This window comes from Methylobacterium sp. P5_C11 (assembly GCF_054049775.1).
The window spans coordinates 1-17,998 of sequence record NZ_JBFULS010000081.1 but is presented as its reverse complement, the minus strand read 5'-3'; the positions used below and the strand labels follow the sequence as shown (position 1 = coordinate 17,998).

General features: G+C 68.5%; 16 protein-coding genes and 1 pseudogene. 12 read left to right on the top strand and 5 right to left on the bottom strand.

The annotated features are described in order from the left end of the window. From ACXJKQ_RS26170 to ACXJKQ_RS26160, 3 genes are all read right to left on the bottom strand, one after another. The coding region (locus ACXJKQ_RS26170) for a calcium-binding protein (protein ID WP_457108597.1) at window positions 1-350 on the bottom strand (350 nt) is incomplete at its 3' end. 1,049 nt (window positions 351-1,399) lie between these two features. Beyond that, window positions 1,400-3,172, bottom strand: a complete 1,773-nt coding sequence (locus tag ACXJKQ_RS26165) for a type I secretion system permease/ATPase (RefSeq protein WP_457108596.1) — start codon at window positions 3,170-3,172, stop codon at window positions 1,400-1,402. 208 nt (window positions 3,173-3,380) lie between these two features. Further along, the gene (locus tag ACXJKQ_RS26160) at window positions 3,381-4,190 is read right to left on the bottom strand and encodes a hypothetical protein (RefSeq protein WP_457108595.1); all 810 of its coding nucleotides are present in this window, start codon (window positions 4,188-4,190) and stop codon (window positions 3,381-3,383) included. Window positions 4,191-4,582: 392 nt separating this feature from the next. Between ACXJKQ_RS26160 and ACXJKQ_RS26155 the strand changes: the two genes are divergently transcribed. The 3 genes from ACXJKQ_RS26155 (at window position 4,583) to ACXJKQ_RS26145 (ending at window position 7,469) form a co-directional block, all read left to right on the top strand. Continuing rightward, window positions 4,583-4,915, top strand: a complete 333-nt coding sequence (locus ACXJKQ_RS26155; protein ID WP_457108598.1) for a hypothetical protein — start codon at window positions 4,583-4,585, stop codon at window positions 4,913-4,915. After that, window positions 4,851-5,939 carry a M23 family metallopeptidase gene (locus tag ACXJKQ_RS26150; protein ID WP_457108594.1) on the top strand — a complete coding sequence of 363 codons (1,089 nt, stop codon included), beginning with the start codon at window positions 4,851-4,853 and terminating at the stop codon, window positions 5,937-5,939. Before ACXJKQ_RS26155 ends, ACXJKQ_RS26150 begins: the two co-directional genes overlap by 65 nt. 177 nt (window positions 5,940-6,116) lie before the next feature. Then, a complete protein-coding gene (locus ACXJKQ_RS26145; RefSeq protein ID WP_457108593.1) occupies window positions 6,117-7,469 on the top strand; it encodes an HlyD family type I secretion periplasmic adaptor subunit in 1,353 nt (450 codons plus the stop codon). A gap of 69 nt (window positions 7,470-7,538) precedes the next feature. On the opposite strand, the gene ACXJKQ_RS26140 is transcribed toward ACXJKQ_RS26145, so the two are convergent. Further along, window positions 7,539-8,051: a hypothetical protein gene (locus ACXJKQ_RS26140; protein ID WP_457108592.1), complete on the bottom strand. Its 513-nt coding sequence runs from the start codon at window positions 8,049-8,051 to the stop codon at window positions 7,539-7,541. 243 nt (window positions 8,052-8,294) lie between these two features. Between ACXJKQ_RS26140 and ACXJKQ_RS26135 the strand changes: the two are divergent. Continuing rightward, window positions 8,295-9,157 (top strand): annotated as a pseudogene (locus ACXJKQ_RS26135) (IS3 family transposase); the annotation flags it as partial. 232 nt (window positions 9,158-9,389) lie between these two features. Here the strand turns inward: ACXJKQ_RS26135 and ACXJKQ_RS26130 are convergent. Continuing rightward, a complete protein-coding gene (locus tag ACXJKQ_RS26130; protein ID WP_457108591.1) occupies window positions 9,390-10,445 on the bottom strand; it encodes a LacI family DNA-binding transcriptional regulator in 1,056 nt (351 codons plus the stop codon). A 235-nt stretch (window positions 10,446-10,680) separates the two neighbouring features. Between ACXJKQ_RS26130 and ACXJKQ_RS26125 the strand changes: the two genes are divergently transcribed. The 8 genes from ACXJKQ_RS26125 to ACXJKQ_RS26090 form a co-directional block, all read left to right on the top strand. Continuing rightward, window positions 10,681-11,463 (top strand): ABC transporter permease, encoded by a 783-nt coding sequence (locus ACXJKQ_RS26125; RefSeq protein ID WP_457108590.1) that lies wholly within the window; start codon window positions 10,681-10,683, stop codon window positions 11,461-11,463. After that, a complete protein-coding gene (locus ACXJKQ_RS26120) occupies window positions 11,460-12,251 on the top strand; it encodes an ABC transporter permease (RefSeq protein ID WP_091782298.1) in 792 nt (263 codons plus the stop codon). Before ACXJKQ_RS26125 ends, ACXJKQ_RS26120 begins: the two co-directional genes overlap by 4 nt. 9 nt (window positions 12,252-12,260) lie before the next feature. Then, window positions 12,261-13,046 carry an ABC transporter ATP-binding protein gene (locus tag ACXJKQ_RS26115; RefSeq protein WP_457108589.1) on the top strand — a complete coding sequence of 262 codons (786 nt, stop codon included), beginning with the start codon at window positions 12,261-12,263 and terminating at the stop codon, window positions 13,044-13,046. 32 nt (window positions 13,047-13,078) lie between these two features. Beyond that, complete coding sequence (locus tag ACXJKQ_RS26110; protein WP_457108588.1) at window positions 13,079-14,203, top strand: ABC transporter substrate-binding protein; 1,125 nt, start codon at window positions 13,079-13,081, stop codon at window positions 14,201-14,203. 129 nt (window positions 14,204-14,332) lie between these two features. Next, a complete protein-coding gene (hpsN, locus tag ACXJKQ_RS26105; RefSeq protein WP_457108587.1) occupies window positions 14,333-15,646 on the top strand; it encodes a sulfopropanediol 3-dehydrogenase in 1,314 nt (437 codons plus the stop codon). Further along, a complete protein-coding gene (locus ACXJKQ_RS26100) occupies window positions 15,643-16,410 on the top strand; it encodes an SDR family NAD(P)-dependent oxidoreductase (RefSeq protein WP_457108586.1) in 768 nt (255 codons plus the stop codon). The genes hpsN and ACXJKQ_RS26100 overlap by 4 nt, the downstream gene beginning before the upstream one ends. Window positions 16,411-16,435: 25 nt before the next feature. Continuing rightward, window positions 16,436-17,446, top strand: coding sequence for an alcohol dehydrogenase catalytic domain-containing protein (locus tag ACXJKQ_RS26095; protein ID WP_457108585.1), 1,011 nt, complete (start codon window positions 16,436-16,438; stop codon window positions 17,444-17,446). 340 nt (window positions 17,447-17,786) lie between these two features. Further along, the coding region (locus ACXJKQ_RS26090; protein ID WP_457108584.1) for an ATP-binding cassette domain-containing protein at window positions 17,787-17,998 on the top strand (212 nt) is incomplete at its 3' end.

The following is a 17,998-nucleotide window of genomic DNA, read 5'->3' as shown; positions in this document are numbered from 1 at the left end:
CCCTTGCCGCCGTAGAGGTGGTCGTTGCCGGCCCCGCCSTGGATGGTGTCGTTGCCCTTGCCRCCGTAGACGGTGTCGTCACCCTTGCCGCCGTAGAGGYGGTCGTTGCCGGCCCCGCCSTGGATGGTGTCGTTGCCCTTGCCRCCGTAGACGGTGTCGTCACCCTTGCCGCCGTAGAGGTGGTCGTTGCCGGCCCCGCCGTRGATGGTGTCGTTRCCCTTGCCACCGTAGACGGTGTCGTTGCCACCGCCGCCGTAGACGGTGTCGTTGCCACCGCCACCGTAGATGGTGTCGTTGCCTTCGCCGCCGTAGATGGTGTCGTTGCCAGGGGTGCCGTAGATCTTAGCCATGTCCGTTACTCCGTCATTTGTGGGGCGATGCCTCGCCGCCCAATGGTTTCTCTATGGATCGCGCAGTTTTTTCTGCGCTATGCGAGACTTGATCCGGAGGGTTCCCCGTCGAAGTCGAATTCGTTTTACGATGACGTCGGGGCGGATACCGTGATGAAGATCACAATGGACCGCTCGGCGACTGAGTGGAGGATCATTCCCGGCCTCCCTGCGTGTCGCCGGATCGAGCCTCGGCCTCTTGAGCCCGGTACCATCCGGCTGCCTCGCCTTCAGCGCCGCTCAAAGGAGTTCTTCTCAAGGGTCCGGTCGACGGACGCCCAGATGATGCATGTCGAGCCGCACGATCCCCGCAAGGAGCGTCCAGGCATCGACGTCGACGCCGCATCCCGTCTGCGTCCCGCCTTTACCAGATGTGAATTTCTGCATCGCTAAATTTGCATTCTACTGCGAATGCCTTTCAACGTGATCTAATTATGCGGCAATTATGGCGAAATAATCAGTAATTATAGCGATAAAGATCCGGTCAGGCGCGTGTTTCCCGTTGTGCCCGCCGCTCGGCCGATGCAGCAGTCTCTCAATCGACCGCTCTGCCGTCGACCCGTACTGATTCACTGGCCCTCGCCTCGGAAGCCTCCAGGCGGGGCGGCGGGCATTGCAATCGCTCCGGACCCTCGAGCCGTCTTCCCGTTCCGTAGCCCGACCCGCCGTCCCGTTTTCCGTTCTGGACAGGTCTCGATCGGCGCGGAGGCAATCCGAAGTGTCGAGAGATGTCGGCACCGCGAGGACAGGCGCGCGATCGCTGGTTCGACGCAGGTCGCCGTCACCATAGACCGATGCCGCGGCCGCCGCGTGGCTCAGCCGACACCGCCCCTCGACAGCAGGGCGCGGCCTTCGGACGGCGCGCCGCCGGGCCGGACATCACGGCCGCCCTCCCGACCGTGCCCTCGCCAAAAAGGAGCGGGCAGCCCGGATCACCGGACCACCCGCTCAGAGGACCTTCCAAGGCGGCCTCGTCGCATCCCCGCTTCTTCGCCGGAAGCCGGACGATGTCAGGCGCTCTCCTTCACGATGTGCATCGGCGGATGGTGCGCCGTCGTGCGGCCAGGACCGGCATCGGGCCGCGCGCTCTTCACCTCGCCGCCTGACTGGCCTCGAATCTTGCGGAGCACTTCGTCTTTGGTCCCGAAGGCCGCGACCTGTCCGGCCTCGATCGTCAGCATCAGGTCGACGGCAGTCAGTGCACTCATCCGGTGGGCCACGATGATGACGATGCCGCCGCGAGCCCGGACGCTGAGAATCGCTCGGGTCAAGGCCGCGTCTCCCTCGCCATCGAGGTTGGCGTTCGGTTCATCGAGGACGAGGAGGAAAGGCGAGCCGAACAGGGCGCGGGCGAGGCCGATGCGCTGCCGTTGGCCGCCCGACAGGCCCGTGCCACCGTCGCCCAACACCGTATCATAGCCCTCCGGCAGGCTTTCGATCAGCTGGTTGACCCCCGCCTGTCGCGCGGCCTCTTCGATTTCGGCACGGTCCGCGTGGGGCGCGAAGCGGGCGATGTTCTCCGCCACCGTGCCGGCGAAGAGCGAGACTTCCTGCGGAAGGTATCCGACGTGGCGTCCGAAATCCGCGGCCTGCCACTGGGAGATCGGCACACTATCGAGCCAGACCGTTCCTCGGGCCAGAGGCAGGATGCCGACAAGCGCCCGGACCAGGGTCGACTTGCCGGATCCGCTCGGGCCGGTGACGGCGAGCGCTTGCCCCGCCTTCAGGCTGAACCGCACCTCCTTCACCGTGAGGCGCGTGCTTCCGGGGGGAGCCACACTCACGCCCTCCACCTTGAGCACCTGCACGGGCGCCGGCAGGGCAGAGGTGGGCCGCACGGCCGACGCCTTGGTGATCGCGTCGGCGAGCCGGCTCCAGCTCTGCTGCGCGGCGATGACCCCTTTCCAGTTCGCGATCGTCGCATCGAGCGGCGCCAGGGCGCGGCCGAGCAGGATCGACGAGGCGATGATGATGCCAGGCGAACTCTGGCCGCGGATCACCAGAAAGGCGCCGAGCGCCAAGACGCCCGACTGCAGCGCCATGCGGGCTGCCTTCGAGACAGCGCTCGAAGCGCCCGCGACGTCGCTCATGCGCTGCTGCGCCAGGAGGTACTGGGTGTGCGCATCGTGCCACCGGGCCGCAAAGTGGCCCTGCATGCCCATGGCGATCAGGACGTCGGCGTTGCGGCAACTGGCCTCCGTCACGCTGCTCCGGCGCTGACTGTGCTCGGTCGCGACTTTCGACGGGCCGCGCGTGAGGCGGTCTGCGACGAGGGTGATCACGACGAGGAGGACCGCTCCCAACACGGTGGCGAAGCCGATCAGGGGATGAAACAGGAAGCAGATGATGAAGTAGAGCGGCATCCAGGGCAGGTCGCAGAGTGCCGTCGGTGCCGAGCCTCCGAGGAAGCCGCGCACCTGATCGAGATCCCGCAGGGGCATCTGGCTGTTGGTGGCCGCCCCGGTTTCCAGAGGACCGCGCACCAGCGCCTCGAAGACGCGGGGGCTGAGGCATTCATCGAGGACGGCGCCGACCCGGCTCAGGATGCGGCCCCTGAGCGCCTCGAGGGCGCTCTGGAACGCGTAGAGCATCAAAGCCAGGAGGACGAGACCGACGAGGGACGGCACCGACCGGCTCGGGAGGACACGGTCGGAGATCAGCAACATGAAGAACGAGGCTGTCAGGTAAAGGATGTTGAGTAGTCCGCTGGTGACGATGAGGCTGGCCAGGGCCGAGCGGCAGCTCGACAGCGCCGCGCCGAGTTCGACGGAAGCCGGTTTCATCGCGCATCGCCCCTCTGTTGAATGGTCTGACCGAAGGTGCCTGGAAGCCCCGGGCTGTAGACTTCCGAAATCGAGCGGCCAGCCCGGCCCGCATGCCTCAATCTGCAATCGACGGGGCCGAGAATCCGTGAGCAGGCTCACACAGGCAGAATGTGACGCGTGTTTAGCCGGACCACGTGCGCGCCTGACCAGCCTCATCGAGTTGCGCTCAGGCGGCCATCGGGCACTTGGCGGCTGAACGCGTCGCCTTCCGGTCCGTGCGCGGAACGAGCAATTGTTCGGGCCGGCGTTTCTTGGCCCTTTCGAACAGCGCGTAGGTGCGATTCACGTAGTTCGTGACGCCGCTGATATCGTCGATGTAGCGCTGCACCTGTGGCGTGATCTCCGCCTCCACGAGGCGCGTCGCCTTCGAGGGATCAAGCGTGTCGAAGCGGACATAGAACCAGGGCTGGCCGCGGCGCAGGATCAGGTTCTTCGACGTATCGTGCCACTCGAAGGCCCACATCAAAGGGCGCGGCCAGATGTGGACCGGGAAGCGCCCGCTGATCAGCGTTCCTGGAATTGAGTCGGATTGGTAGTCGAGAAACGGTGGCAGTTGGTTGATGTAGGCGACCTCGTCCGAGAGGAAGAGGTAGGGCGTGATGATCTGAAGGATCGGCCGCTTGGGGTGGCGCCACTCGGCCGGGTTCACGATGCTGACCATCTGACCGATGTGCTTGGGGCGGATCGTGCTGCGAGCGCCGTCCACATTCTCCAGGACCGGGTCGCGGCCCTCCGCCAAGTTGATGCGCAGATGGAGGTCGATGGGGCACCGGATCACGATGTGGCGGGCGTCGATATCAACCGCTGCCGGGCAGCCTTGGACCGATTTGGCTGACGCTGCCCGGCCGAGGTCTCGCCGGAACGGCTCCGGGTCGTCCCAGATGAGGGCCGCCTTGGTATCGGTGATGGTCCAGCCCACTTCGGTGACACGCTTGGACGGCTGCGCCCGGAGTTTCTTCTTCAGGAATTCGAACATGACCAGTCTCCTCGAGAAGGCTTCGGCGACCGCATCGCGGGGACGGGTTTGCGTCTGCCGCGTGTCGTAAGACCGGTATGAACCGTCCGTCCCGCGGTGGACTGTGATCGGGATCACGTCGGCTCCGCCGGTCTCCCGCGACCGGTGGGTCCCGGCTCTGCCGGGCTGTGCGGACGGGGGGCCTCGAGCCCGGCCGCCAGCAAAGGCAGACGGCTGCGCGATCCGGTCGGCAGGGCGCCTGTCCGGCGCACCGGCTTCGGTGATCTCGCTCACAGTCGCCGATCCGAAAGGGTGGAACATTCAGGGCCAGATCAGGAGCAGGCGAACTGCCCCTGAGGCCGCCGGATCCCCTCGAGAGGCCGCGTGCCGCTACCGCACAGGGAACCCGAGCGATGGAAGTCGAAACCCTCGAACGTCCCGCGTCCCTCAAGGTCTGGCACGAAGGAGCGGCACGCTTCCTCTCAAGGCATCCCAAGCGGTTCGACAGCCTGCGCGAAGCGATCGCCGCGGCGGCTGCCGTCCTGAGTCATCCCGATCGGCACCCCTGGATCGTCACTGCAGATGGCGACCTGCTGCCCCCGAACTGGATCCGCGGGAGCCTCAAGCGGGCCATTCCGGCCGGTCCTGGCAGCGGCGACGCCCGCGGCGGGGCGCGGGGCGATGTCGCCGGGAGTTTCAGCGCTTCGCCCGGGCAAGGCCGAGACATCCGTCTCGGATGCACCTGAGACCATCGAGCTGGGAATCTTGGAAAGCGAGCCGAACATGCCAGCGTTGCGCGTCTTCGCCTGCATCCTTGCCGCGACTCTCGGGTCGACGCGCGCAGGTGCCAATTCTCTCCAACTGCAGCTTCCGCTCGCCTGCGATCCGGGCCGAACCTGCTTCGTCCAGTACTATGTTGATCGCGACTCCGGTCCCGAGGCTCGCGACTTCACTGGCGGTTCACAGACCTACGATCGGCATGACGGCACAGACTTCCGCCTTACTTCATCCGTCACCGCGGCCGGACCGCTCGGCGCTGTTCGGGCGGCAGCTGCCGGCACTGTACTCCGCATCCGCATCGACGCCCCCGACGTCTCGGTTCGCGAGACTGGGATGGCGAAGGTAGCGGGCGCCGAATGCGGAAACGGTCTCGTCATCGCACATGCGAAATCATACGAGACCCAGTATTGCCATCTGGCGCAGGGCAGCGTGACGGTGCGACCCGGCGAAGCCGTGGCGGCCGGCCAAGTCATCGGTCATGTCGGCCTCTCCGGCGCAACGGAGTTTCCACATCTCCATTTCACCGTTCGCCTCGCCGGTCGGCCCGTTGACCCCTTCGCAATTGACGGTTCAGCGCATCCGGGCCGCCATGCGAGCCTCTGGGATGAAGCGGTCCGCGCAAGCCTTCACTACCGGGCCGGGACGGTCCTCAATTCCGGCTTCTCCGACGGACCCGTGACGATGGCCGCCGTCGAGGCCGAGGCTGCCGGTCCCCTCCGCGCTCGCGCTGAGACCCTGGTCGCCTGGGTCCGGGCGATCAGCCTGGAGGCCGGAGACGTGCAGCGTCTCGTCGTCCGGACTCCGGACGGACAGATCCTCGCTCAGAACCAGTTGCCGCCCCTCGCCAACCCGCGTGCGCAATCCCTGATCTTCACAGGGCGGCGGCGTCCGGCCGACGGCTTTCGCGCGGGAACCTACGAGGCAACCTTCGAGGTCGTCCGCGGCGGCCGGGTGGTCATCAATCACCGCTTCGTCGGGACGCTGCCCTAGCGCCTTGCCGGAATGGACCCCGATCCGCTGCGTGACCTGCCTCACGGACGCGCGGCGCCGCCGTGCGACAACATCTCTTCCAGTCGAGACCGCTCTGCAACCGCAGCGCCGGTCCGCCGCGCACCCGCCCGTCGCGTCGGGATGTCGTGCCCACGTCAAATCCCAGGAGGGGACCGGATGCCCACCGCCATTCCGATGCGCGTCACCGCAGAGCATGCATCGCCGCCCCTGGGTCATGCGTCCCGGGCGGCGATCCGGCGACAGGTCCGCTTCACGGCCCTGTTGGTTGCGACGCTCGTCGGCGGTGTCGGCGGGTGGGCGAGCTTCACGCAGATCGGCGGCGCAGTCATCGCGTCCGGAAGGCTCGTGGTCGAGAGCGACGTGAAGAAGGTTCAGCATCCAATCGGCGGGATCGTCGGCGAGTTGCGCGTGCGCGAAGGCGAGCACGTCAGGGCCGGCGACATCTTGGTCCGGCTGGACGAGACGCAGCCAAGGGCGATCCTCGACACTGTTCTCCGCGCGATGGACGCGCTCGCCGCCAAGCGGACGCGCGAGGAGTCGGAACGCGATGGCGACATCGCCCTCAACTTCCCCTCCGATCTCCAGGCCCGAGCTTCCTCGGACGACGCGGTCGCCCGCCTCATCGACAGCGAGACCCGCCTGTTCCTTGCGCGCAGTAAGGCACGGCAGGGTCGCAAGGCCCAGCTGCGCGAACGCATTGCCCAGCTCAGTCAAGAGATCGCAGGGATCAACGATCAGATGGCCGCGAAGTCGCGGGAAGTCTCCGCTGTGGATCAGGAGCTGAAGGGCATCCGCGAGCTTTGGCTTAAGAACCTGATCCAGCTCCCCCGCCTGACGTCCCTCGAGCGCGAAGCTGCGAGACTCGAAGGGGACCGCGGCCGATTCGCCGCCTCGATCGCGCAGACCAAGGGCAAGATCAACGAGGTCGAGCTGCAGATCATGCAGATCGACGAGGACATGCGGAACGAGGTGAGCAGGGACCTGACGGAGATTCGAAGCAAATGGTCGGAATACGAGGAGAAGCGGACGGCCGCCCTCGATCAGCTGAGACGAACCGATCTTCGGGCGCCACAGGATGGGGTCGTTCATCAGATGACGGTGCACACGGTGGGCGGCCTCGTGACTCCGAACGAACCCGCCATGCTGATTGTCCCCGAGTCAGACGAGCTGGCAGTCGAAGTTCGGGCGGAGCCGAAGGATATTGACCACGTGCAGATCGATCAGCTCGCGACTCTGCGCTTCTCGGCGCTCAATCAGCGCACGACACCGGAGATCAACGGGCTTGTGGATCGCGTAGCGGCGGACGTGACGCAGGACCCGAAGTCGGGCCTGAGCTTCTACAAGGTGCGTATCCGGGTCTCCGATGCCGAGCGCGCGCGCTTGGGTGAGATTCGTCTCGTGCCGGGCATGCCGGTCGACGCCTTTCTCAAGACCGGCGACCGCACGGTGCTGTCTTATCTGACGAAGCCGCTGATGGATCAGATCAGCAAAGCTTGGCGGGACCGATGAGTGGCTGTCGTCTCTTGCTTCGAGACGAATTGGCTTGCTCAGGAACGGAGGCTCCGAGCGGCGTACGGCTCAAACGCTGATGTCGACTACGCGTTCTTGCAACGCGCGGAGCTCCCGATCGTCCACTGGCGCTCGGGCGGCAGCGTCGTCGGACTTGGGCACCGGCATCGTGACGGTATACAGCCCCGCTCGGTGTTCGATCGCAGCTTCTGCTCTTGCTGATTGGATCATCTCCGTCGCCTTCACGGGTCCAACGGCGTTGATCGAGGTGGTGATCGTCATGGCTCGGATCTCCCTGCCGAGGAGCTGAGCACACACCTGATGATCGAACGATTTCGCCGATACGTTCAACTCGACGCTTCGGCAAGTCCAAGCCGAAACGCGGCCTGGCACCGCGTGCGTGATTTCACCCGAGGCGCCGCTTGGTCGAAACGCGACCAAACCCACGCTGGCCGACTCGATGGCAAGGTTCAGCAACCGGAGCTGGGCTTCTCGCAGATCGGACGCATGTCCCTGGGCCTGTCGGAGAGCGACAGCACCAACAGCGATCAGCGCGATTGGAACGATGACACTGACGGACATCGGACGCTCCTGGCGCGCTCACGATGTCCGCCTGAACCACAATTTGCCGCTTAGGCTCGTTCACGAATGGTCGTTATCTGGGCACCCGAGCATCCGGGCGTCGACGTCTTCGAGGGGCGTGCTGATCCGGTGGCAGCCGCAGCGTGACCTGACCGGCTGGCTTTGGACCGGGCTGATTGAGAGGATCAGCCAGGACCAGAGGAGTGGAACGCGCGGCGAGGTCAGAAGACGAGCGCGGAGCAGGTGGTACTGAAGCTGCGCCAGATCGAGGTGCAGACGGCCCAGGGCAAGAGCTTGGCGCTGGCGTGCAAAGAGGCGGAGATCTCCGAGCAAAGCTACTACCGCTGGCGCAAGGAGTACGGCGGCCTCCAGGTCGACCAGGCCAGGAAGATGCAGGACCTGGAGCGCGAAAACGCGCGGCTGCGCCGGCTCGTGGCTGACCTGTCCTTGGAAAAGCAGGTGTTGGCGGATGTCGCCTCGGGAAACTTATAGCCCCCGAGGGACGCCGGCAGGCGGTGGATGGCATCCGGGAGAAGTACGGCCTCTCGGAACGTCGCGCCTGCCGGATCGTCGGCCAGCACCGAGGCACGCGGCGCTACGTGCCCACACTGCCGGCCGACGAGGATGCGCTGACCCAGGCCATCATCGCCCTGGCGTCCGAGTACGGGCGCTCTGGCTACCGCCGTGTCACGGCTCTGCTGCAGGCAGACGGCTGGCGGGAGGGCGAGGACCGGGTTCAGCGTATCTGGCGTCGCGAGGGGTTGAAGATCCCGCAAAGGCACCGACCACGCAGCCGGCTTTGGCTGAACGACGGCTCGTGCGTGCGGCTGCGTCCGCTCTACCGCAATCACGTCTGGAGCTTCGACTTCGTGCAGGCTCAGACCCACGACGGTCGGAGCCTGCGCATCCTAACGCTGATCGACGAGCATAGCTGGACGTGCCTGGCGCTGAAGGTGGCGCGGCGGATCAACGGCATGGGTCTGATTGAGGCGCTGGCCGACGCCATGTGCCTTCATGGCATCCCGAAGCACATCCGCTGCGACAACGGCCCTGAGGTGATCTCAAAGGCGCTGCGCAAATCGGCTGCGAAGACCGGCCCGCAGATTCACAGAGCATTTCACACAGACGGCCAGACCAACTATGATAGTAGGAGGCAAAAAAGTCGAGTGCACAGAACGTATTGTGTAGTGCGCTTTTGTCTACTTTGTCTCGTGGCGGCCCTTTCACGGCGAAAGCACGGGTTCGATTCCCGCAGGGCGCGCCAGCAAAATCAAGCACGTAGCTTGTGTTGGCCGCGGGTATGTCCACGCCTGTCCCTATGGGCACCGAGATGTTCGGTCACGTGACGCCGGGCTGAGGCACTGCGACCGGCTGACCGGTGGGCATCGGCAGCGGTCCAGACGAACGACGCTCGATCAGCTCGATGGGCATCTCCGTCCGGCGCGCGCGCGATTCCCCGCGCAGGCGGGCCAGCAGATGCTCGGCGACCTCCCGTCCAAGCTCCGCGGTCGGAAGATGAATCGTCGTCAGGGACGGCGCGATGTGGCTCGCGATCTCAAGATTGTCGATCCCGACGACCGACAGATCGCGGGGAACGACCAAGCCGCGCTGTTCGGCCTCGAGAAGCACGCCGACGGCAAGGAGATCATTGCCGCACACCACGGCCGTCGGCGGCTCAGCCAGCCCCAAGAGTTGCAGGAGGCCGGCCCGGCCGCCGGCGAGGGAGAAGGGCTGCTGCGATACCCGGGCGTTCGAAAGGTCCAGCCCCTCCGCCGCGAGAGCCCGCCGCACGCCGTCGATGCGCAGGCGCGCACGGTCGTTGGCCTGGGTGAAGCCTGAGACCACGCCGAACCGGCGGTGACCTTTGGCGAGCAGGTGCCGGGCCGCGAGATAGCCCGCCTCCGCGTTGTCGAAGCCGATCGAGTCGAGCCGGTCATCGAAGGACCACGTCAGCACCACCGGGATCGGCGCCTCGGTGATGAGAGCCCAGGTCTCGGGCAGGTGGTCCGCGCCGACAAGCATCAGGGCGTCGACCCCGCGACCGAGCATGGACCGGACGAGGGCAGCCTCCTCCGCGGCCGCGTATTCGTGCGCCGCGATCAGGAGCTGATAGCCGTTACGGACCAGGGTCGTCTGCAGCGCCTGGACCGCGCGTGCGAAGATCGAGTGATCGAGCGTCGGGATGATGGCTCCGATCGTGTGCGTCCGCCCGGATGCCAGGGCCTGGGCCGGGCCGCCGGGCAGGTAGCCGAGGGATTCGGCGGCCGCGCGCACCCGGCGGATCGTGTCCGGGTGGACGATCGCGGCGCCGGCCATCGCACGCGAGGCGGTCGCCGGCGACACGCCCGCCCGCTGGGCAACCGCCTGCAATGTCGCGCGCTGCTGACGTTTCACGGCAAGTCACTCTGGGCCGGATCCCGACTGGCGCAGTGATGAATGCGCATTCATGAAAACGCAACCGCCGCAGTGGATCGCGGGCCGAAAAGGGCGGCGGCGCGCGGTGGCCGTCAGTCACGATCAAAAACCGGTGGTTGACAACACAGCCGTGACGCGCACAATGAAAGCGCATTCATTGAATGCTCATGCGATGTGTCGCGACAAGACGGCCACCGCAGCACGAGGAAACGCCGTGAAGTTCAGCCGCCGCATGTGCGTCGGCATGGCGACGCTCGTCGTCATCGCCGTCCTCTGGTACGTCGCGACCACCGGCCTCGGCCTGATCTCGGCCGGACGCTTTCCGGCACCGGGCGACGTGGAGTCGGCGGCGGTCCAGGCCCTCGTCCGGGGCTATCCCGATACGACGCTCCTCATCCACGTCCTGCACTCGCTCCGGCTCGTCGCCCTGGGCTTCGTCGTCTCGGTGGCGCTCGGCGTTCCCCTCGGCCTGCTGATGGGCTGGAACCGCACGGCCGAAGCCCTCATCAACCCCGTCTTCCTGCTGCTGCGCCCGATCCCGCCCCTCGCCTGGATCCCGCTCGCCATCCTATGGCTCGGCCTGGGCGACGAGGCCAAGGTGATGGTGATCGTCATCGCGGCGCTGCCCCCGGCGGTGATCAGCACCCAGGCCGGCGTGCGCGGGGTGCCGCCGCAGATCGTCGAGGCGGCCCAGATGCTCGGCACGCCGCGGCTGCGCTTCGTCTTCGACGTTCTGGCGCCGGCGGCAGCGCCGATGATCTTCACGGGGTTGCGGCTGGCGCTCCAGGCGAGCTGGACCACCCTGGTCGCGGCCGAGCTCGTCGGCTCGCTCGCGGGGCTCGGCTACGTCCTGAACGTCGCGCAGCAGGACCTCTACCCGGGCATGATCCTCGTCGGCATGGCCGCCGTCGGCGTGCTCGGTGCCGGCAGCACCGCGCTGCTGGGGATCGCCGAGCGCCGGGCGATCGGCTGGGCGCAACTGCGGGGGGCGGCATGATCGCCTCCCGCCAGCCCCTGCCGCTGCATCGCAGCCTGGCCCTCGGCGCCATCGGCACCCTGGCCTTCCTCGGCTTCTGGGCGTTCCTCGCCCGGTCCGGCCTCGTCTCGCCGCTGTTCCTTCCGGGACCGGTCGCCGTGGCGGAGCGCTTCGCGACCCTGACCGAGCGGCCGTTCGCGGGGGGCACGCTCCCCGCCCACGTCGCCTCCAGCCTGCAGCGGTTCCTGGTCGGCTACCTGCTCGCCGCCGCGGTCGGCGTGCCGCTCGGTCTGACGATGGGCTGGTCGCGCCTCCTCGACGACATCGTCACGCCGATCTTCGACGGGCTGCGCTTCATCGCGCCGATCGCCTGGGTGCCCTTCGCCGCCCTCTGGTTCGGCACCGGGATCGGCGGCCCGATCCTGATCATCTTCGCGGGCGCCTTTCCGCCCTGCCTGATCAACGCCTATCGCGGCGCCCGCTACATCGACGCGCGCCTGCTGGAAGCCGCCGAGATGCTCGGAACGCCGGGCTACCGGATGATCGCCGAGGTGCTCCTGCCGGCCGCCCTGCCCTCGATCGTCGCCGGCCTGCGCATCAGCGCGGGCCTGGGGTGGCAATCCCTGGTCGGCGCCGAGCTGATCGTGGCCTCGACGGGGGTCGGCTACATGATGGTGCAGGCCCAGGGGGCCGTCTCGACCGCGACCGTGATGGTCGGAATGGTCGCGATCGGCCTCGTCGGCGTGGTCATCGACGTCGCGTTGCGCACGCTCGAGACCCGCCTCCGCCGGCATCACGGACAGGCTTGAGGGGATCCGATGAGCGCAATCCGGTTCGAGCGGGTCGAGAAGAGCTTCGGGAGCAACGTCAAGGCGCTCGACGGCGTCGACCTCACGGTGGCCGACCGCGAGTTCGTGGCCATCGTCGGCGCCTCGGGTTGCGGCAAGACGACCTGCCTGCGCCTCGCGGCCGGATTCGAAGCCCCGACCGGCGGCCGGATCACCGTCGGCGGACAGCCGGTCACCGAGCCGGGTCCCGACCGCGCCGTGGTGTTCCAGCAATTCGCGCTGTTCCCGTGGAAGACCGTGGCGCAGAACATCGGGTTCGGGCTTCGCAACAAGGGCATGCCCGCCGCCGAGCGCCAGGAGCGCGTCGCCGCGGCGATCGACATGATCGGCCTCTCGAGCCACGCCGACGCCTACCCGCACCAGCTCTCCGGCGGCATGCAGCAGCGCGTCGCCATCGCCCGCGCCTACGTCCTCGAGCCCGAGGTGCTCCTCATGGACGAGCCCTTCGGCGCCCTCGACGCGCAGACCCGCGTGGTGATGCAGGAGGAACTCGTCCGCCTCGCGCGCAAGAACCCGCGCACCGTCCTGTTCATCACCCACGGCGTCGAGGAGGCCGTCTACCTCGCCGACCGGGTCGCGGTCATGACCAAGCGCCCGGGGCGGATCAAGGAGATGATCGACGTCAAGGCGGTCCGCGAAGCGGAACGCTGGGAGGATCACGCCCGCATCGAGGACGTGATGGACCTCGAATCGTTCGTCCATCTGCGGACGCACATCTGGAAATCGCTGCGTGACGAGAAGGCGGCCGGCCGATGACCGGACGGTCCGCGATCCGAGGGAGAGGCGACATGGCCGAGATTCGAGGGAACGGGTGCCGGCGCGGCCGGCGGCGGGCATGGCTCCTGCGGCGGGCATGGCTCCTGGCCGGCGCCCTGGCGCTGGCGCCGGTGGTCGCGCCGCCCCTGCGGGTGAAGGCTGCGGAGCCCGAGCGGATCGGCGTGTCCTATCAGCCGTCGCTCTACTGGGCGCTGCCCTTCTACATCGCCACGCAGAAGGGTTGGTGGAAGGAGGTCGGCCTCGAGCCGACCTTCGCCGTCTTCCCGGCCGGCGCGCCCCAGGTCGCCGCCGCGCAGGCGGGATCCTGGGATGTCGGCGGGGCCGGTTCCGTGCCGGCGATCCTCGGCGCGGCGCGCTTCGGCCTGCTGACGATCGGCCTCACCAACGACGAATCGAAGACCAACGCGCTGATGGTGCGCGCCGCACGGCACGATGCGATCCTCAAGGATCCCAAGCAGCTCGCCGGACAGAAGCTCCTCGTCACCACCAACTCCACCGCCGATTACGCCGCCCGCGCCTGCCTCCGGAAGTGGGGCCTCGGCCCGCGCGAGATGCGCTTCGTCAACCTCGGACAGGCGCAGATCATCTCGGCGATGATCGCAGATGCCGGCGAGGTGGTCGGCGTCTGGGCTCCCAACACCTACACGCTGGAGGAGAAGGCCGGCGCGCAGGTTCTGTGCAGCGGGGCCGACGCCGACGCCATGGTGCCCGGCGCCCTGATCACCCGCGCCGACTTCGCCAAGGCGCATCCGGACGCGGTCGCCAAGTTCCTCGCGGTCTATCTCCGGGCCTGGGGCTGGGCCAAGGCGAATCCCAGGGAGGCGCACGACATGGCCAAGCGCTTCTACGCCGAGGGCGGCGTCGAGGCGTCCGACCACGCCATCGACCAGGAATTCGCGCTGCGCCCGACCTACGCCCTCGACGCGCAGCTCGAGGCGATGGCGCGCGGGGCCGGCCCCTCGCAGGTCGACGGCTGGTTCTCGCGGATCGGCACGTTCATGGCCGAGGTCGGCACCATCCCGCAGGTCCCCGATGCCAAGGGATACATCGACGACGCCTTCATGAAGCGCGTGGCAGCCGATCCGAAGCTCCGGGCCTTCGCCACGGAGTTCGACGCGGCCGCAGCCCCGCACTGAGCGCGAGCGGTCGCCGGGCGCGCAGCGCGGCCGCCAGAGGGGCCGGCCCGCGCCGTGGCGGACCCGGCTCCGCCCTCCCGAAGGGCGCCGTCTGAATTCGTTCGAGACATCCGCAAAGAGGCAGGGATCATGACGATCGACTACGCGAAGCGGGCGACCAAGACGCCCGAGACCGAGACCGACGCGGCGCGGCAGGTCGTGACGGAGATGCTCGCCGCCATCGAGGCGAGGGGCGAGGAGGCGGTCCGGGACTATGCCCGTTCCCTCGACCGCTGGACCGGCGAGATCGTCGTGACCCCCGAGGAGATCGCCCGGCGCACGAAGGACATCCCCGAGCGCGTCAAGGCGGACATCGCCTTCGCGGCGGGACAGGTGCGGCGCTTCGCCGAGGCCCAGCGCGACAGCGTCCAGGACTTCTCGGTGGAGCTGGTGCCGGGCCTCGTCACCGGCCAGAAGCTCGTCCCCTGCAACGTCGCGGGGTGCTACGTGCCCACCGGGCGCTACGCCCACATCGCCTCGGCCTACATGTCGGTGGCCACCGCCAAGGCGGCGGGCGTCCCGACGGTCGTGGCCTGCTCGACGCCCTTCCGCGGCGAGGGCATCCACCCCTACGTGCTCTACGCGATGCAGGTGGCCGGCGCCGACGTGATCATGACGCTGGGCGGCGTCCAGGCGATCGCCGCGATGGCCTTCGGGCTGTTCACCGGAAAGCCCGCCGACATCATCGTCGGGCCGGGCAACAAGTACGTGGCCGAGGCCAAGCGGATGCTGTTCGGCCGCGTCGGCATCGACGTCTTCGCGGGTCCCTCCGAGGTGGGAATCATCGCCGACGAGACCGCCGACCCGGCGCTCGTGGCCTCGGACCTCGTCGGCCAGGCCGAGCACGGGCACGAGAGCCCGGCTTGGCTGTTCACCACCTCGCGTGCCCTCGCGGACGACGTGATCGCGCGGATGCCGGCGCTGATCGACGCCTTGCCGCCCACGGCGCGGGACGCCGCCGCCGCCGCGTGGCGCGACTACGGCGAGGTGGTGGTGTGCGGGAGCCGCGAGGAGATCGTCGCCGTCTCCGACCGCTACGCGAGCGAGCACCTGGAGGTCCACGCCGCCGACCTCGACTGGTGGCTCGCGCAGCTCAGCAATTACGGTTCGCTGTTCCTCGGCGAGGAGACCACGGTCGCCTTCGGCGACAAGACCTCCGGCCCGAACCACATCCTCCCGACCAAGTACGCCGCCCGGTATTCCGCCGGGCTGTCCGTGCACAAGTTCCTGCGGCCGCTGACGTGGCAGCGCATGGACCGGGAGGCCTGCAAGACCATCGCCCAGGCCACGGCCCGGATCTCGCGCCTGGAGGGCATGGAGGCCCATGCCCGCACGGCCGACCACCGGCTCGCGAAGTATTTCCCCGGCCACGGCCTCGATCTCGGCGAGGCGGTGACCGCATGACCTTCCGCCTGACACGGCTGTTCGACCTGACCGGGCGGACGGCCCTGGTGACGGGGGGCAATTCCGGGCTCGGGCTGGCGCTGGCCCGGGCGCTGGGCCTCGCCGGGGCCGGGCTGATCCTGACCGCCCGCCGCGAGGCCGACCTCGCGGCGGCGGCCGAGGACCTGCGGGGGGAGGCGATCGCCAGCGAGGTCCTGCCCGCCGATCTCGCGGAGCCCGCCGCGGTCGCCGACCTCGTCGCTCGGCTCGGCGGCCGGCCGGTCGACATCCTCGTGAACGCCGCGGGAATGAACCTGCGCCAACCCTTCGCGGCCGTGACGGCGGAGGCCTTCGACCGGCACATGGCTCTGCACGTGCGCGCGCCCTTCCTGCTGACCCAGGCCCTCGCGCCCGGGATGGCGGCGCGCGGATACGGGCGGATCATCAACGTCGCCTCCCTGCAATCCTACCGGGCCTTTCCGGACTCCGCGCCCTACGGGGCCGCCAAGGGGGCGGTGGTGCAGCTCACCCGCGCCATCGCGGAAGCGTGGTCGGCGCGCGGCGTGACCTGCAACGCGATCGCGCCCGGCTTCTTCCCGACGCCGCTGACGCAGGCGGTGTTCGCCGATGCCGAGCGCGCGGCCCGCAACGCCGCCCAGACGGCCTGCGGCCGCAACGGCGAACTCACCGACCTCTACGGCGCGGCGGTCTTCCTCGCCTCCGAGGCCTCCGCCTACGTCACCGGGCAGACCCTGCCGGTCGACGGGGGATTCACCGCCAAATGAACGCCCGCCTGTCCGAGGCCCCGCGATGAAAGCGCTGATCTACACCGGGCCGAACGCGCTCATCGTCGACGACGTGCCGGTTCCCGTGCCGGGGGCCGGCGAGGTGCTGGTGCGGGTCGAGGCGGTCGGCATCTGCGGTTCCGACATGCACGCCTATCACGGTCACGATGCCCGCCGCCCCGCCCCGCTGATCCTCGGCCACGAGGCCGCCGGACGGGTCGCGGAGGGGCCGCGGGCCGGCGCGCGCGTGGCGGTGAATCCGCTGGTCACCTGCGGACACTGCCCGGCCTGCGAATCCGGGCGCACGCACCTGTGCCCGAGCCGGCAGATCCTCTCGATGCCCCCGCGCCCAGGGGCCTTCGCGGACTACGTCTGCGTCCCCGAGAAGAGCCTCGTGCCGATCCCGGACGCGCTGTCGACCACGCACGCCGCCCTCGCCGAGCCGCTCGCCGTCGCCTACCACGCCGTCAACCAGGGGGCGCGGCTTCTCGGCCGCCCTCTGGCGGGGGCGCGGTGCGTCGTGCTGGGCGGCGGCGCGATCGGTTTCGGGTCGGGTCTGGTCCTGGCCATGCAGGGTGCGGGCGAGGTCGTCATCATCGAGCCGAATCCCGAGCGGCGCACCGAAGCCGCGCGCGGCCTCCCGACGGCCCGCTGCCGAGCGCCCGACGATGCCGCGGGTCCGGGTCCCGACAGCGCCGACCTGATCCTCGATGCCGTCGGCAGCGACGCGACGCGGGCCAAGGCGAGCCAGCTCGCCCGGCCGGGGGCGGTCATCGTGCATATCGGGCTTCTGCCCGGCGAGCGGGGCTTGGACGTGCGCAAGATCACGCTTCAGGAGATCGTCGTGTCGGGCAGCTACTGCTACACGATGCAGGAGTTCCGCGACGTGATTCGTGCGCTCGCCGATGGCCGGCTGGGTCCCCTCGATTGGGTCGAGGAGCGCCCCCTCGTCGCGGGCGCGGCTGCCTTCGCCGACATGGATGCGAGCCGCGTCGCCGCGCCGAAGCTGATCCTGCGTCCGAACACGCCGGCTTGAGAATAGGCGTCGCACGAACGGAGGGGCGTACCTGAAGCCAGGCTCGCGACGGCGGCTTCCATCGGCGAACGCGATCCTCATGCGCTCGGAGCCCGTCTGCGGGCGGGGCCTGCGCCCGGACAGGTGCGGATCGACCGATCACGGGACACGCTGCTGTTGCCAGATGTCTTATATATGATGCATTATCTCGGCGAGCCATCGCGATGCCTTGTGCGGACGGGAGTTCGGTCGCGCGGGGCTGGAGAAGCGCCGGGAAGAGCGCAGGACGGCTGAGACACGGGCCAGTGCGCGGTGCGGTCGCGTCGACACGCGGCCGAAGCCGCGGCGCGAGGGAGGATGGATGGACACGGGTCAGCCTCTTCTGGAGGTGGACGGCGTCACGCTCCGCTACAAGACGCCCGACCACCTCGTCACGGCCACCTACCGGGTGAGCTTCCGGGTCTGGCCCGGGGACCGGTTCGTGCTGCTCGGGCCGTCGGGCTGCGGGAAGTCGACGCTGCTGAAGGCGGTGGGCGGCTACATGGCGCCGACGGAGGGGGAGATCCGGCTGAA